Genomic DNA, 16,181 nt, shown 5'->3' on the forward strand with positions numbered 1-16,181 from the left:
ATGGTTGAGAAATTGAATTTTATCATAGAGCATTATGGCTATCTCGGTATTATCGTTTTGCTAATTGGCGGCATTGTCGGCCTGCCGATTCCGGATGAGGTGCTTTTAACATATGTGGGCTTTAATGTCTTTAAAGGGAACTTATCCTACTTACCTTCTTTATTAAGCGCTTTTGCCGGAGCGACAGGCGGGATTAGCTTGAGTTATTGGATTGGCCATAAATTTGGTTCGCCATTGTTGCATAAGTACGGGCCGAAATTTCACATAACTGAGGAAAAAATCAATTACACAGGCCAGCTTTTTAACAAAATAGGCCCGGTGCTCCTGTTGGTCGGTTACTTTATACCGGGGGTGCGCCATCTTTCGGCCTACATCGCGGCGATCAATGACTATCCCTATCGGAAGTTTGCTGTCTTTGCTTATACTGGAGCTTTTATCTGGTCATTCACCTTTATTACGCTTGGAAGAGTATTGGGAAAGGACTGGGTAAAAGTCAGGTTTTTTGCGGAAAAATATAGCTTTTATCTTGTTATCGTAATCGTTTTGGCAGCCGTCGTTTATTTAATTTGGAAAAAGAAATCAAGAAAATGAGCGTCAGGGCCAATGGTTCCCGGGATGAAGGGGTACAATGGAGAAAACAGCTCCAGACTGGGAGGATTTATAGATGGAATTAGGCATCAGTACCTTTGTGGAAACAACTCCGGATCCGGACACCGGAAAGGTGGTCAGCCATGCGCAGCGTTTGCGTGAGGTTGCTGAAGAGATTGTCCTCGCTGATCAGGTTGGCTTGGATGTATTCGGGGTCGGGGAGCATCACCGAGAGGATTTCGCCGCTTCATCTCCTGCCGTTTTGCTTGCTGCCGCGGCCATGCAAACGAAACGGATTCGGATGACAAGTGCGGTAACGGTCCTTTCATCGGATGATCCGGTTCGTGTCTTCCAGGATTTCGCCACACTTGACGGGCTTACGAATGGCCGGGCGGAAATTATGGCGGGAAGGGGATCATTCATTGAGTCGTTCCCGCTGTTTGGCTATGATTTGAAGGATTATGATGAATTGTTTGAGGAAAAGCTCGACTTGCTTTTGGCTCTGCAAAAGTCCGAAAAGGTGACGTGGAGCGGGAAGCACCGTCCTTCCATCAATAACATTGGCATTTATCCGCGTCCCGTCCAGAATCCGCTGCCAATCTGGATTGGTAGCGGGGGTAATCAAGAGTCCGTTGTCAGGGCAGGGCTGCTTGGGCTGCCGCTTGTCCTTGCCATTATTGGCGGAAGCCCGCTCCATTTTGCACCGTTAGTCCAGCTCTATTGGAAAGCGGCCGAGCATGCCGGGCATGATTTATCCAAACTGAAGGTCGCCTCCCATTCCCATGGGTTTGTCGCCGAAGATACGGAGACCGCGGCTGATAAATTTTTCCCGCCGACTCAGTACGTAATGAACAAGCTCGGCCAGGAACGCGGCTGGGGGCCTTATTCCAGAAGGGCTTACGACCAGGCCCGAACTTTAGAAGGCGCCCTTTATGTCGGTGATCCTGAAACCGTTGCAGAAAAGATCATCTTTTTGCGCAAAAAAGTCGGCATCACAAGGTTTATGCTTCATGTACCGGTAGGTTCGATGCCGCACGAGGATGTGATGAAGGCGATTGAACTGTTCGGCAAGGAAGTTGCCCCGCGTGTCAGGGAAGAAGTTGCCAGATGGGAAGCGGAACAATAAGATAGCTGGAAGACAAAAAAACACCCCAAACTCAGCGATTTTGCTAGGATGGGGTGTTTGTTCATTTTATGCTTCTTTTGCCACGGCGGTTTTCCGCTCATTCGGAACAATTAGATTTAATAGAAGCACCGCGATGGCGCCTACAGCTGTACCGGATGAAAGGATATAGTTTGCGAAATCCGGAACGCTGTACAGGATTTCTTTTGGAAGGACCATCGTTCCGACTGTAAGAAGTATCGGAACGCCGATAACAATCATATTCCGGTCATCAATTTCAATTGTCTGGATGACTTTTAGGCCATTCATGACAATCGCGACGCAGACGACTCCGAAGATTCCCTGGATGACTGGCTGCGGCACACACGTGATGACGGCGGAAAGCTTTGGCAATAGGCCGAGCCCGACCAAAATGATTCCTGCGGCGACGACCGCCATTCTGCTTGCTACTCCTGTTATCGCGATGATACCTGCGTTCGAGGAATAACCTGTCATTGGCGTCCCACCGAACAATGAACCGACAAAGCAGCCAAGCCCTTCACCAAGGGAGGCGCGGTTTAGCCGTTTATCATCCAATTCACTGTCCGTGACGGTTGACACGACAAACCAGGTTCCGGTTGTTTCTATCAAGATGATCATATAAATAAAGACCATTGTCAGGATCGCCTGCAAATCAAAGACAGGTTTTCCAAAGGGGAAAAAGCTTGGCAGTGAGAACAGAGAAGCGTTTTTCACCGCTGAAAAATCGACCGTGCTAAAATACGATGCTGTAAGAGTACCAATGACAATCGCCAGTATGACAGACACGAGACGGAAAAAGGTTCCGTAGCCTTTTGTTTTCCTCCCGAGAAGGATGCAGGTTACTAAAACGGCGGCAGATACAAATGCGATCAGCACATTGTGGCCGACATTGCCTGGCGCGGTATAAATACTGTTGAACGCGCTTGGCATTAAAGAAATACCTACTATTACAATAACCGTTCCGCCAACGAGTGGCGGGATGATTTTCCTGACCGTTTTTGCAAACCACTTAAGGGGATAGCCGAGAACCGCAATGATTAAAGCTCCTGGCAAAAGGCTGCCGAAAACCGCGCCGAGCCCCAGCTTTCCTCCAATTGCCGCAAGGGCGCCGATTGGAACGTAGGAAGGGCCCTGGACAACCGGCAGCCGCAGTCCGCCAATTGTCTGGATGAGAGTCGCGACACCGGCCGCCAAAAAACACATTTGAATGAAAAACGTTGTGTTCATCGTGTCGAGTGAAAGCAATCCCGCAATAATGATTGGCGCAATATACAAGTCCATGGCAAGAACATGCTGCATGCCGAGCAAAAAGGCTTTCCCCCAGCTAATCTTTTCATCGATGCCTACTGAAATGTTCGTGTTTTTTCCGTTTGGTTCCACTGGTCAAATCTCCTTCTCTTTTCATAAATTTATACAATGTGGTTAATAAACGAATTACAATTAGTGCTCTTCTATGGAAAACATCAACTTTGCAAACCTTTTTTAATTATCATTAAATTTCTACTATAGCCGAATTGCAAATTATAGTTGAATTATAAATAACGTTAAGGCGGTTGTAAATAGAAAATACGTATATTTAAATATAAAAATAATTTAATGTTCGTCTTTTTATTGACTTTCCTCAAATAGCTTCTTAAAATAAAAGACATCAGATACTGAAAAGTGAAGGGATGATAAAGGTGATTGTGGAGGATCATGTTTTACGCAACGATTGGATTGTTGCATGCAAAATAGAAGACGTAAATGATGAACCAATTCAAGTAATGATGATGGGTGAAAGGGTCGTTATCTTCCGCAATGAGAAAGGCATCCACGCTTTTAAGGATTTATGTATCCACCGCGGCGCCGCCCTGTCGCTGGGGTGCGTAAGGGATGGAAACCTTGTCTGCCCGTACCATGGATGGGAATATAATTCCGAGGGTGAATGCACGAAAATTCCTCAGCTGCCTAAAGGAAGGTCCATTCCATTAAAGGCGCGCGCAATTAAATATGCATGTCGGGAAGCATATGGGTTTGTGTGGGTAAACCTCAATAACAATAACCCGGAAATGTTCTCTTACCCGCAATTCTCGGATGAGAGCTATCGCAATATTCTTTGGGGCCCGCAGCAGGTTCATGCAAAGCCGCCAAGGGTTGTTGAAAACTTTCTCGATGTCGGCCATTTATCGTTCATCCATGAAGGATACCTTGGCGTGCAGGAGCATCCTGTCATTGGAGATTACGAAGTGCATGCGGAGGGCGGCCGGATTTATAGCGATGAAATCGCCATCTTCCAGCCGGATCCGGATGGTTCTGGAGTGGCAAAGGATGTTTACTATACGTATGAGATTCTTCGCCCGCTGACCGTCCTGTTTACAAAAAGAGATCCTGACACTGACAATAAGATGACGATTTTGCTAACCATCCTTCCTGTTGATGAAAGCAAGTCGGTTGCCTATGGCATTATGTCATTCAACTATGAAACCGGAACGACTGATCAAGAAACGATCGAGTTTCAAGATATGATTTTTTCCCAGGACAAGCCGATCGTCGAAAATCAAAAGCCGGAGGACCTTCCGCTTGATCTGCAGGTCGAACTGTCCTTGAAATGCGACCGGATGAGCATCGCCTACAGACAGTACTTGAAGCGAATTGGCGTTACCTTAGGGACAGATTGATAGAAATAGTCAATGAAGAAAACTGCTCAGCTCGTAGGATATGTTGGACACCCATAGTGATTATTGCCTCCTTGCAGCCCTTACCCACTATTAATATTATCCAACATAAAAAGACTGTTGATTTAACTTTTTCAACAGCCTGAGTAGCCCTTTAAGATTATTATCTTATCCGTGCCTCTGAAGACAATCAACATAATTCAAAAACAAAAAAGTGCCTGCCCTCCCGAGAGTTGTCATTTAATAGACAAAGTTTTGGAAGAGACAGGCATTTTCCGGTTAATGACTCTTTCCAATTAGCTTATACATCAGTCATTACTTCTTTAGTGCTTTTAATCAATAATAGAAATATCAATGAGCTTACTATGAGGAGGCCTCCGGCTGATCCAAAGGCAATCCATTTCATAGAAACCTTTAAAAAAAATAATATCAGGATGCTGCTAATAATACTCCCTGCCAAAGCTGCGCCTGACCAAATAAATACTTCTGTTGAAAAGTGACGAAAGATTTGTTTTTTCGTCCAGCCTAACAGTTTATATAAGTGAAATTCCGATGCTCTTGAATTTAGAAGGGTTGTTAAACATTCACCAACACTCATTGCCGATAGAATAACAGTTGTGACCAAAATGCCGATACTTAGCCAAAATGTTTTATTCACTGTAAATTCACCGAGCGCCGTCAAGCTTGATTGTTCAGCAATAAATCCAATGTTTGAAACCTGAATTGCAATTAAGATTAACGATAAGGCGAGAACTATCATAGTTGGAATAATAAATCTTCTGTAGTGTACGATTGCTGGCAACCAGGGATATTCTGATGCTCGGGTTCGAATGCTTGTTTTCTTAGATAATAAAAGAGTAATGAATATAATTGAAAAAACCCAAAGTATGAACGAAATGAAAAAAGATCTTGGCTCAGCTTTTAATGTGGTTAATACAATAGTTGCAATCAAAAGTGATGAGGTCTGTATGATATATTGCTCCAAACAGTTTTTCCAGAATATTTCACTTTTTTGCCAACCAATCAATGATAATAACTCATTTTCTTTTAGGTATGCATTTTTTTCAAAAGTTAAGCGGGCAATTAGCCAAACAAACCCGAAAAAAGTAAAAAATATTACAGTGATTAAACTTAGAAAATCCCATTTTTTACTTAACTCTTGGGCCACGCCCAGTGTAGTCCATGGGGCAATGACTGTTCCAATTCCTTCAACATCGAGCTCAACTTTTTTGAAGGAGGAGCCTGCAACAATATCCACTTCATACCCTTTTTTTAATAAATTAGTGGCGACTTGTTCGATTTTATTCTGTGCGTTTGTGTTATATTTTGTGATTCCAGCCACCTTTATCCTGATAGCATCGATAGGCTTTTTCCCTTTTATTATTTCTGCAGCATCCAACGTCGTTAATCCACCCGCCGGCTGGGGAATGAAGCTGCCTGGTACAGTAGTAGGTGTTAAAGATATTCCATTTATATCCTTTGTTTCTGAAGTTGTATATATACCAAGCGGACTTGAGGCTAAATCTTTTGAAATATTTAATTCCGGAGCAAAAAATCCCACTTGTTCTATTATAAAGGGGGCATCAAAAGAGTCATATAAACTTGCCCCCTGTCTTTGGACCTCTTTATAGGAAGGCGGGGGCCCGTGATCTAGAATATTTACCTTAATTTGGTTATTGTTGATGATATAGTTTTGTTTACTCGATGTATAGTAAACGGAAGTAAAACCTCTGTCTGAAACATAATCAGTGGCCTCTTCTGCTTCAAACTTCTCGTTTAGGAAAACAGCTGTACCATCAAAAGGTCTCTGAAATGGTGATAAATTAATATTGAACTGCTTTGTCTCTTTCGCTTTTAAGTTGGTCAATTCCTCCAATACTAATTTTATGCTTTGGCCATTTGCTGCCATCAACCATTCATCCAGATTAATTCCAAGCTTTTTTCGGTAATTGTTTATTTCGATATCTAATGATTCAGTCGTTAAGTTCAAAAAAATTGGAATCGTAATATCTTTTCGTTGAAGTACTTTTATAATAGGGACATTCCCGAAATTCTTTCTAAAAATTTCTAAATCCTTTTTTTCCATTTCATTATTAAAGCCGCTAAAATCGATCTTTGTTATTTTACTTTCACTTTCTGGGTCAATGCCGACCAATAAATGATGGGAAGAGGGAAACATTATTTCCATACCACCCCCTGATGCTGTATCACCTTTGTCCATATTTTTTAGATATTGTATATTGCCCGGAGTAGACTCCTTGAAATAGACTAAACTGGTTGGAACATTAAGTGGGTATTTCTTTAAACCGTCTGATGTAACAAACTGCCAAGTAAAACGGGTAGATTCAGTTAATTGAGGTAGACTTACGGAAAGGCGCTTTCCACTGAAATAACCAACAGAAGCGACTGGTGCTGCTACTTCTATTAGAGGATTTTTCTTTATCTCCTCCCATTCATTTATACTGATACCGCCTTTGCTATCTCCAATATAATTTTCCTCAACCATTCCAAATCTCTGTTCAACTGGTGTTCTTGTACCTGACGGGCGAACTAAAATATCATATGTACCTCTTCCGTAATCTTCAATTACCTGGGTGACAGTTAATTTTGCCTGACTGGATAATTCCAGAACAGCGGGGACTAAAATATATAAAAAAATAAAAGAAAAAAAGATTGCAAATGAATAAAGCTTTCGGTTCCATAATCTTTTAAAGGCAAGCTGAATCATTCGACCACCTCTGCCTGAGCAATCATTTCAAGAAATCCATGATGTAATTTATATTGAATGTCACCGTTATCGGCTACCTCCGTGTCGTGAGTAACAACAATTAGAGTTAACCCCCTCCTTTTTAAATTCAATAATAATTGTATAATTAGGTTTCTATTTTCGATGTCCAGGTTGCCTGTCGGTTCGTCGCAAATCAATACCTTTGGCTCATTAATCAAAGAACGAGCAATAGCAACGCGTTGCTTTTCTCCTCCAGAGAGTCCCCCGGGCAAACGGGTATACAATTCGTCATTCATTCCTACGCTTTTCAAGACGCTTTTAGCTTTTTCATAAAGTATTTTCTTTGGGATCTCATCTAATAACGGTAAAGCTACATTATCCAATACAGAGTAGTATGGAAGAAGTTTATAATCTTGAAATACAAATCCTATATTCTTTCTTCGAAAGAATCGAAGTTCTCTATCAGTTAAATCATAAATGTTGACTCCGTTATAAAGCACATCACCTTGATCCGGTTCAAGTAAGCCGGAAATTGTATGGAGAAGAGTTGTTTTACCGGATCCTGAAGGACCTATTATGGACGTCCATATTCCGTTATTAAAATGAGCATTGATATTTTTTAAGATTTGGGTTTTATGAGAGGAGGTTTCAAATGACTTGCCTACGTTTGCGATAGTAATCAATTGTCGGATTCTCCCATCCAGAGTCAATGCTGCCCATCATTTTTGAAAGGCAGCATTGAATCTTATAATATCTAATTATCTTGAAAGGGTGACACTTCCGGAAGCAGTTCCAATGAGTGTGCCATTTGATACTCTTAAATAGTTGTTCCATTTGTAGGTGCTATAGGTTCCCAAGGTATAAGTTACTTTATGTGGGGCTGAATAATAATTTGCTGAAAATGTTCTGTTAGTTAAACCATCATTATATGAAACATTGTAAATGGCACCAGCACCACCACCCCATGATAAAGTTTTAGTCACTTCTTTAGATGTGGTTTTTAAATATGATACGATGGCTGGCGAAATGTTAGCATCTAATGGTTCGGCCGCGGAAACGATTCCGAATCCAAAACTTAAGACACAAGCAACTGCAAAAACACTGGTGCAAATTTGTCTTAAAAACTTCATTTTCAACCCTACCTTTCGTAAAAAAAGTAAATAATTGTAATCTATGGTAATTACCACCTACATAATAACCTTTATTTTGAGAAAAAACAACAATTATTTGGAATATTTTAAATATTCTATTGTTGTACTATTTCGATTGGATGCTATAAGCTAAATGATTCCTGCGGCGACGTCATTCAACTATGAAACAGGAACGACCGACCAGGAAACCATTGAATTCCAGGATATGATTTTTGCCCAGGACAAGCCGATTGTCGAGAATCAAAAACCGGAGGACCTTCCGCTTGATCTGCAGGTCGAACTGTCCTTGAAATGCGACCGGATGAGCATCGCCTACAGACAGTACTTGAAGCGAATTGGCGTTACCTTAGGGACAGATTGATAGAATTAGTGTTTTAGATATAGTGCCTGGCACCCAAATTGGACAGAAAACGTCCCATTTGGGCACCAGGCACATTTTAATTATTCTGAGTTTCCCAACATGGACAAAATGTTACTTTTGAGTAAAACCTTTTGCAAAAATCCAGACGTTTGCGGTTGGCGGGTTAGTGAGCGGAGTAGTCAGATGTGGATGAGCCAGATAAAAAAGTGAGCCTGTAAAATATTTCCCAACCTGCCCTGCGCAAAAATAAAAAATAATCCAAATGTCCCAGCCGTAATCTTCGGGGACAGTTTTTTTAGCAAAATCGGTTCGGATTTTGTCAATTACTCCTTCTTTAAGCCTGGAAAAAATGCCGCTGGAAATGAAATAGCCCCTTTTCGTGTGCCAAAGGGAGGATAGACAGCCAAATGGAAAGTTGGATAGTCTATAAATAGTAATTGTAAGCCTTTACATTATGGTTATTGAGCAATAGCTCGGGAAGGAGAAAGAATGAAGAAAACCCCTCTTATTCTTGCATTGTCGGCTGTGATGGCTACAGGGGCGATCGTTCCGGCGTTTGCCGAGGAAGGAAATCAGAACCCGGGGCCATCAATTGAACAAAGGGAAGGAAAAGCAGGCTTTCAAAAGGCGCATCCTGTTTTTTCCTGGGACAATCCCGGTCCATTATCACCAGTATTGCACAAGGGATCAATCCGCGGAGCGGGGATGGTGGAAAAGCCGCTTAATGAAATTGATTCCTACATGGATCAGATGATATCTGAGGGAGCCATGCCGGGCGCGGTTGCATTTGTCGCCCGCAGGGGCCATATCGTAAAGCACGACGCCTATGGATATGCCTACAAGTATGAGGATGATCAATTTACTGAATCAGAAAACCCGATCCCGATGAGGGAGGATACCATTTTTGACCTTGCCTCCATCAGCAAAATTTTCACCACAACCGCAGCGATGATTCTTTATGAGCAGGGACGATTTGGCCTTGATGACCCGGTTGCGAAATATCTTCCTGAATTCGCCGCGAACGGAAAGGAAAATGTGACGATCCGCCAGCTGATGACCCATACCTCCGGCTTCGCCGCCTGGATTCCTCTATATACGCAGGGTACAAACCGCGAGGACAGAATAGATATCGTTTTGAAGTATCCGTTGAGCAATCAGCCGGGCACAAAATATACATACAGTGATTTGAACATGATTACGCTCGGAGTCTTGATTGAGCGGCTTTCCGGAGAGCGCCAGGACGAGTTTGTGAGGAACTATATCACAGAACCACTTGGCATGAAGGATACGATGTACAATCCGCCTGCAAGCCTGAAAAGCCGGGTTGCCGCAACCGAGTTCCAGCCATGGACGGGCAGGGGTATCGTCTGGGGAGATGTTCATGATGAAAATGCCTGGGCCTTAGGCGGGATTGCAGGCCATGCCGGTGTTTTCTCAACGGCGGGCGACTTGGCGAAACTGGCGCACATGTACCTGAATGACGGCCGTTATGGAAGCGAGCAAATCTTGAAACCGGAAACCGTTAAAATGCTGATTGAAAACCAGATTCCAGAGTTTCCGGGAAATGATCATGGCTTGGGCTGGGAGTTGGCGCAAGGCTGGTTCATGGATGCGCTCTCTGAAGGCTCGACACTTGGACATACCGGGTACACAGGCACTTCAATCGTTGTGAACAGGAATAATGGCACGATTGCCATCCTGCTGACGAACAGGGTGCACCCGACAAGGAATACGGTAACAACGAATATTGCCCGGAGGCAGCTGGCAAGGCAGGTAGCCGATGCCATCCCGGTTAGGATTCCCGATGGCAAAGCCTGGTTCTCGGGCTACGGGGATAAGCTGAACCGTTCCCTTTTAGCGGAGGTTGAATTGGCAGAGCCTGCGAAGCTGTCATTTGAAACATGGTACCGGATCGAAGCGAGTGCTGATTATGGCTATCTTGAATGGTCTGTCGACGGACTGAATTGGGAGCGGGCAAAAACATTCACCAGCAGCAGCGTTGATTGGGTCTCCGAAGAAGCGGAAATCCCTGCAGGTGCGAAGTTTATCCGCTTCACTTATACGACAGATAGTTCTGTGAACGGACGCGGCTGGTACGTGGACAAGTTGAAACTCGTTTCAAAAGATGGTAAGCCGATTGAACTCAACTTTGATGGCGACGGATGGAAGCAGAGGAGTTATTGAGGAAATTTTGAAGGCAAAATATCATGAACAGGGAGTGGTTTTTTTGAAAAGAAGTCTGATAGCAATTCTGACACTGATCTTGATTCTTTCATCCTTAACAGCAGCATTGGCAAACCATGACAAGGGTAATGGCAAAAGCCAGGACCACAAGCGATTCCAGCTTGGTGCCGAGGCGTTGCTGAAGGACCATAAGGATTTAATCAAAGGCAAGCGGGTCGGCCTGATTACAAACCCGACCGGCGTGGACAAAAACCTCACGAGCATCGTTGACTTGTTGTTTAATGATCCGGATGTTGAACTGACAGCGTTGTACGGACCAGAGCATGGAGTAAGGGGAAGTGCCCAGGCCGGCCAGTATGTTGAATATTATATTGATGAAAAAACGAACTTGCCTGTGTACAGCCTGTATGGCAAGACGCGTAAGCCGACTCCGGAAATGCTCGAAAATATTGATGTCCTCCTATTTGACATCCAGGATGTCGGAACGAGATTCTACACGTATATCTACACAATGGCTTATGCGATGGAAGCCGCAAAGGAAAACAACATCCCGTTCATCGTCCTTGACCGCCCGAACCCGCTTGGCGGCGTGAAAGTGGAAGGACCTGTGCTCGATGCGTCGAAATATACTTCTTTCGTCGGAAACTATGCGATTCCGCTCCGCCACGGGATGACCGTAGGTGAGCTTGCGAAGCTGTTCAATAAGGAGTTCAACATCGGCGCGGACCTGACTGTCGTTGAAATGAAAGGCTGGAAGCGCTCGATGTATTTCGATGAAACGCCATTCGAATTTGTGATGCCGTCGCCGAATATGCCGACACTTGAAACAGCTCTCGTTTATCCGGGAGGAGCGTTGATTGAAGGGACAAACGTTTCTGAAGGCCGCGGAACCACTAAGCCTTTCGAACTGATCGCGGCGCCGTTCATTAATGCGGATGACCTGGCTGCGGAGCTGAATGGACTAGACCTGCCGGGTGTTAAGTTCCGGGCTGCATCGTTTATCCCGACTTTCTCCAAGCATTCGGGCGTCCTGTCTCACGGCATCCAGATCCATATTACGAACCGCGATGCGTTTCAGCCGGTCGAAACTGGACTTCATATCGTGAAAACCATTCATGATATGTATCCGGACAAATTCCAATTCCGCGCACCGGATAGCAAAGGGATTTCCTTCTTTGACCTTTTGGTTGGAAACGGCTGGATTAGGCAAGGGATTGAAGACGGAAAATCAGTCGAGGAAATGAAAGCCCAGTGGGAAGATGAACTCGATCAGTTCATGGATGTCCGCGATAAATATTTGATCTATTAATCATGGGGATCGCTCCAGTCTCAAAGGCTGGGGCGATTTTTTTTGCAAAAAGGCATCAGGTTTGCGGAAAATCCATATGGAGCAGGGAAGCGACTTAGCAAATAGTGAATCATATTTTGCTTAGACGAACGGTATCATCGATTTTTAAGAAATATAATCGATTTTTTAAATATATCATCGATTATTTCCGGATATCGATTCTATCTTAATATTCAGGAAACAAATAACCAATTCGCTCCGCATACGAAAGGCCATTTTTGCAAAAATAAAGGAGAAAAGGAGGCAATTTCAAATGAAAAAGAATGACCAAAACAATACGGATAAAACAAGGCAGGAGAAAAAAGGCGCACAGGACAAAAAGGGCGCCGAAAACGCTCGCCAGGACGGATTTCGTTATGATTATGATGACTCCTCGAACGTCCGATAAAGCGTTGTGATGCGTCCCGCACTAAGGAAAGGGGTATAATAAGCGAAAACGCTTGAAAAGGAGCTCCCATGGCAAAAGTTATTGGCTGGAATTTTGATAATAGTTATACCCAATTGCCTGACGTCTTTTATACATTGCAAAACCCGAAGCCGGTCAGCGCTCCTAGGCTGGCGGTTTTCAATAGTCCGCTAGCGGAGCGGCTTGGCTTGAACCCGGATGCACTGAAAAGTGAAGATGGCATCGCCGTACTCGCCGGAAACCAGGTCCCGGAAGGTGCTTCACCGCTTGCCCAGGCGTATGCAGGCCACCAGTTCGGCCATTTCACGATGCTTGGCGACGGACGCGCAGTGCTTCTCGGCGAACAAATCACCCCTCAAGGGGAAAGGCTGGACATCCAACTCAAAGGACCGGGCAGGACGCCATATTCCCGCGGCGGAGATGGACGCGCGGCTTTGGGCCCGATGCTCAGGGAATATATCATCAGTGAAGCGATGCACGCGCTCGGCATCCCGACGACCCGGAGCCTCGCAGTCGTGGAAACCGGTGAGCCGGTCTACCGCGAGACTGAACTGCCAGGGGCGATTCTCACCCGGGTTGCCGCAAGCCACCTCCGGGTCGGGACGTTCCAATATGCCTCAGGCAGGGATGAAGTTGAAAATCTGCGGGCGCTCGCTGATTATGCAATCCAGCGGCACTATCCTGATATCGAGTCTCATGAAGACAAATATTTATCGCTGTTGAAGGAAGTCATCCAGAGGCAGGCGAGCCTGATTGCAAAGTGGCAGCTTGTCGGGTTTATTCACGGTGTCATGAATACCGACAATATGACGATCAGCGGGGAAACGATTGATTATGGCCCATGCGCGTTCATGGATACGTATGATCCGGCGACCGTGTTCAGTTCGATTGACCGGGAAGGCCGATATGCTTACGGCAACCAGCCGTATATCGGCGTCTGGAACCTTGCTCGTTTCGCTGAATCACTTCTCCCTCTGCTTCATGATAATATGGATGAGGCATTGAAAATAGCGAATGAAGCGATTGGCGGTTTTGCAAAGCTGTTTCAGAGGAATTGGCATGACGGCATGAGTGCAAAACTAGGCTTGTTCAATGAGGAACCGGAGGACGAGGCCCTGATTGAGGACCTTCTCGCGATGATGGAAAAATACCGCGCCGATTATACGAACACATTCCGGGCATTAACGTTTGATAAGCCTGAAGAGACAGCCCTAGACGGAAAAGAAGGATTTGCTGAATGGCTTGAACGGTGGGAGGCCAGGCTCGGCAGGCAAAACGAACCTCCTGAAAAATCCCGGCAATTGATGAGGCAAAGCAATCCGGCCGTTATCCCAAGGAACCACCGGGTCGAGGAAGCGCTCGAAGCCGCCGTCACAAACGGCGATTACAGCGTCTTGGGAAAATTGCTTCACGTGCTCGCTGACCCTTACGCCTACACCACCGAACAGGAAGAATACTGCGTAGTGCCAGCGCTGTCGGGCAGACCATACAGGACATTTTGCGGGACATAATAAAATGAAAGACGAACAGGTCCATGCTGCGGGCCTGTTCGTCTTTTTGCAAAAAGTACTATTTCAGCTTCAAATCAATTTCAAGTTCTGGAAACAGGATATAGGAAGTATCCCATAATACAAATTCCACCTCATCTGGATTTTCCACCTTTGGATAGACCACCTCAACGTAGCCGTCTTTTTCCCTGAAGGAACTTGCGGTCAGCCATTGAGTTTTTTCGCGGTCCGCAATGACTGGGAATTTAGGTACGACAGGGTTTAGGGCCATATCATAAGTGACCACTGTCTTTTCCTGATCGGTTTTAATCGCTACGGCCTTAATATCGGACTTACCCTCCAATACGGTTCCCGCCTTGAAAGGAGTATAATATTCATCCGCCATAATTCCTGATTTATCGGCTGTTTCTTCTCCTTTAAAAGTGAAAATATATGGAACGATCTTATATGAATAGCTGTTTGTTTCTCTAGGGATATCTATTTGTTCGTTTAAGGTTAGGTCGGAAGGCAACAGGCCACTATACACATTATCCTTGTTACTGCTTCGACCATGCATTTTTATAATATGTGTGAAACCATTATTTCCAGGAGCAACTATTGAGAACTCTAGAAAACTATACTTTGGCATTTCCTTTTCCAATTTGACTTGTGTAGTAGTGCGGAGCTGTAAATTCGTAGGAGTTAATTCCGCATGGTTGACGGAAAAAGAATTGCCGTTTTTGTCGTTTTTTTCAGGGGTGTCGGAGACAGCGATATACTCCTCTTCCTTTTTTAACTTAAATTTGAAATCCCAATTTCCCTGTATCCCATTAATGGAATCGATACGAAGCTCGAGCTCGGGGTTGGAGGGGATGCCCTTTGTGGCATCAAATGTCATGACCCACCCTTTTTCAATGACATCCTTTGTTGGCATACCGCTGTAGCCGGAGGGGCCTTTCGATAATCCATCGACCAAGAGCATCGTGGAGATATCAGTCTTTTCCAATGTTTTTGCTTTAAGGTCTGCGTTCTCTGCAAACTCAAGGCGATACGAAAGGGCCAATTGCTTGTTATCGAGGTAGCCCTTTTCCAAAAAGACCTTAATCCCCTGATCCTCTGCAACAAGTAATAAGTCTTTTGTCCGTCCCTCCATGGCCATTCTTTTTAAACCTTCATCCAGTGAGGCTTGGTAAAAAATACTATCTTCGTAAGGTATGATTTTCTCAGATTGTCCAGTTAATGAATTTCTGTCATAAGATGAAATCAAAAGAGTCCCAATTGCCAGGATAAAAACTGCGGCAATGCTTGCTAATGCGTTTTGCTTATTCATAAAAGAACGTTTTCTTTGGTTTTTTCCAATTTCGATCGCAGCCTCGACCGTGGCGTTAAGCTTATATTCCGGAACAGGAATACTGTCAACCATCCGCTTAACATCTAGGTGAAGTTTTTCCATATGAATCCCCTCCATTCCCGAGTTTCTCCTTGACGATTTGCAGTGTCCGGTGCAATTGCGATTTAATGGTCCCTTCGGGTTTGTCCATTATTCCGGCAATTTCCGGTATCGAATAGCCATGATAGAATCTCAGGAGCAGCAATGTTTTTTGCTGGGGCTTTAATTTTTCAAAAATTAATTTTATATCCATTGCCACAATAGTGTTGTTTTCTTTGTCATTACCGGGATTAAACCAGTCGACTTCCAAATAGACAACATCCTTTGCCTTTCGCAAATGGTCTAGGGCAGTATGAATTAAAATTCTCGTCATCCATGTCGAAAAGTAGTTTATTTCGTTTAGCTTATCAAAAGAACGATAGCCTTTTATTATTGCATCCTGGACGATATCCAGGGCATCCTGCTCGTTTTTTACATAAGAATAGGCCACGCGGTAGAGCTTTGCCTGTTCCTTTTTAATCAAGTCTTCAAAGGAAGGTTTCTCTTCATCTGTCTTTCTGTGAAAAGCTTTGAAAATGGACATGGGACACCTCCCTCTACATGTAATAAATGGTAGCATATTTTTGTTTGGTCCGGACCAGAACAAATGACTACTAGTTAGACCTTCTCCGACATGGAACCGTTCCATTTATTTTCCAAGAAAAAGAGAGAACTTCAAAAGGTTGCTATTTTTGATGGAA

Annotated in this window: 13 protein-coding genes and 1 pseudogene; 8 read left to right on the forward strand and 6 right to left on the reverse strand. The window is 44.3% G+C overall.

Translation table 11 applies throughout. The features are described from left to right. Window positions 1–591 carry a DedA family protein gene (locus BN1002_RS01355; protein WP_048823269.1) on the forward strand — a complete coding sequence of 197 codons (591 nt, stop codon included), beginning with the start codon at window positions 1–3 and terminating at the stop codon, window positions 589–591. A gap of 73 nt (window positions 592–664) precedes the next feature. Next, entirely contained in the window at window positions 665–1,714 is a 1,050-nt protein-coding gene (locus BN1002_RS01360) for an LLM class flavin-dependent oxidoreductase (RefSeq protein ID WP_048823270.1), read from the forward strand. A 66-nt stretch (window positions 1,715–1,780) separates the two neighbouring features. Here BN1002_RS01360 and BN1002_RS01365 read toward each other — a convergent pair whose 3' ends face one another. Further along, complete coding sequence (locus tag BN1002_RS01365; RefSeq protein ID WP_048823271.1) at window positions 1,781–3,112, reverse strand: uracil-xanthine permease family protein; 1,332 nt, start codon at window positions 3,110–3,112, stop codon at window positions 1,781–1,783. A gap of 299 nt (window positions 3,113–3,411) precedes the next feature. On the opposite strand from BN1002_RS01365, the gene BN1002_RS01370 reads away from it, so the two are divergent. Further along, a complete protein-coding gene (locus BN1002_RS01370; RefSeq protein WP_048823272.1) occupies window positions 3,412–4,389 on the forward strand; it encodes an aromatic ring-hydroxylating oxygenase subunit alpha in 978 nt (325 codons plus the stop codon). Between the two features lie 298 nt (window positions 4,390–4,687). On the opposite strand, the gene BN1002_RS01375 is transcribed toward BN1002_RS01370, so the two are convergent. The 3 genes from BN1002_RS01375 to BN1002_RS01385 form a co-directional block, all read right to left on the reverse strand. Then, window positions 4,688–7,114 carry an ABC transporter permease family protein gene (locus BN1002_RS01375; RefSeq protein WP_048823273.1) on the reverse strand — a complete coding sequence of 809 codons (2,427 nt, stop codon included), beginning with the start codon at window positions 7,112–7,114 and terminating at the stop codon, window positions 4,688–4,690. Further along, window positions 7,111–7,797, reverse strand: a complete 687-nt coding sequence (locus tag BN1002_RS01380; RefSeq protein ID WP_048823274.1) for an ABC transporter ATP-binding protein — start codon at window positions 7,795–7,797, stop codon at window positions 7,111–7,113. The genes BN1002_RS01375 and BN1002_RS01380 overlap by 4 nt, the downstream gene beginning before the upstream one ends. Window positions 7,798–7,872: 75 nt before the next feature. After that, on the reverse strand, window positions 7,873–8,244 hold the full coding sequence (locus BN1002_RS01385) for a hypothetical protein (RefSeq protein WP_048823275.1): 372 nt from the start codon (window positions 8,242–8,244) through the stop codon (window positions 7,873–7,875). 172 nt (window positions 8,245–8,416) lie between these two features. Between BN1002_RS01385 and BN1002_RS01390 the strand changes: the two are divergent. From BN1002_RS01390 to BN1002_RS01405, 5 genes and pseudogenes are all read left to right on the forward strand, one after another. Continuing rightward, window positions 8,417–8,626: pseudogene (locus tag BN1002_RS01390) on the forward strand (aromatic ring-hydroxylating dioxygenase subunit alpha); the annotation flags it as partial. 489 nt (window positions 8,627–9,115) lie between these two features. Continuing rightward, the gene (locus BN1002_RS01395) at window positions 9,116–10,810 is read left to right on the forward strand and encodes a serine hydrolase domain-containing protein (RefSeq protein ID WP_048823277.1); all 1,695 of its coding nucleotides are present in this window, start codon (window positions 9,116–9,118) and stop codon (window positions 10,808–10,810) included. 43 nt (window positions 10,811–10,853) lie between these two features. Beyond that, window positions 10,854–12,119: an exo-beta-N-acetylmuramidase NamZ family protein gene (locus tag BN1002_RS01400; protein ID WP_048827657.1), complete on the forward strand. Its 1,266-nt coding sequence runs from the start codon at window positions 10,854–10,856 to the stop codon at window positions 12,117–12,119. 292 nt (window positions 12,120–12,411) lie between these two features. Further along, window positions 12,412–12,546 carry a hypothetical protein gene (locus tag BN1002_RS24325; RefSeq protein ID WP_269429777.1) on the forward strand — a complete coding sequence of 45 codons (135 nt, stop codon included), beginning with the start codon at window positions 12,412–12,414 and terminating at the stop codon, window positions 12,544–12,546. Between the two features lie 68 nt (window positions 12,547–12,614). Beyond that, entirely contained in the window at window positions 12,615–14,075 is a 1,461-nt protein-coding gene (locus BN1002_RS01405; RefSeq protein WP_048823278.1) for a protein adenylyltransferase SelO, read from the forward strand. Between the two features lie 58 nt (window positions 14,076–14,133). Here the strand turns inward: BN1002_RS01405 and BN1002_RS01410 are convergent, their stop codons facing one another. Continuing rightward, complete coding sequence (locus BN1002_RS01410; RefSeq protein ID WP_048823279.1) at window positions 14,134–15,504, reverse strand: DUF4179 domain-containing protein; 1,371 nt, start codon at window positions 15,502–15,504, stop codon at window positions 14,134–14,136. Next, entirely contained in the window at window positions 15,479–16,024 is a 546-nt protein-coding gene (locus BN1002_RS01415) for a sigma-70 family RNA polymerase sigma factor (RefSeq protein ID WP_048823280.1), read from the reverse strand. Before BN1002_RS01415 ends, BN1002_RS01410 begins: the two co-directional genes overlap by 26 nt. Between the last annotated feature and the right edge of the window lie 157 nt (window positions 16,025–16,181).

The sequence above is a fragment of the Bacillus sp. B-jedd genome (genome assembly GCF_000821085.1).
In the GTDB taxonomy this organism is placed as follows: Bacteria; Bacillota; Bacilli; order Bacillales; family Cytobacillaceae; genus Bacillus_D.

Coding starts and splice junctions, on each gene's coding strand:
- BN1002_RS01375 (WP_048823273.1), bottom strand. CDS start 7,114: ATGATTCAGCTTGCCTTTAAAAGATTATGGAACCGAAAGCTTTATTCA.
- BN1002_RS01395 (WP_048823277.1), top strand. CDS start 9,116: ATGAAGAAAACCCCTCTTATTCTTGCATTGTCGGCTGTGATGGCTACA.
- BN1002_RS01360 (WP_048823270.1), top strand. CDS start 665: ATGGAATTAGGCATCAGTACCTTTGTGGAAACAACTCCGGATCCGGAC.
- BN1002_RS01405 (WP_048823278.1), top strand. CDS start 12,615: ATGGCAAAAGTTATTGGCTGGAATTTTGATAATAGTTATACCCAATTG.
- BN1002_RS01385 (WP_048823275.1), bottom strand. CDS start 8,244: ATGAAGTTTTTAAGACAAATTTGCACCAGTGTTTTTGCAGTTGCTTGT.
- BN1002_RS24325 (WP_269429777.1), top strand. CDS start 12,412: ATGAAAAAGAATGACCAAAACAATACGGATAAAACAAGGCAGGAGAAA.
- BN1002_RS01415 (WP_048823280.1), bottom strand. CDS start 16,024: ATGTCCATTTTCAAAGCTTTTCACAGAAAGACAGATGAAGAGAAACCT.
- BN1002_RS01355 (WP_048823269.1), top strand. CDS start 1: ATGGTTGAGAAATTGAATTTTATCATAGAGCATTATGGCTATCTCGGT.
- BN1002_RS01410 (WP_048823279.1), bottom strand. CDS start 15,504: ATGGAAAAACTTCACCTAGATGTTAAGCGGATGGTTGACAGTATTCCT.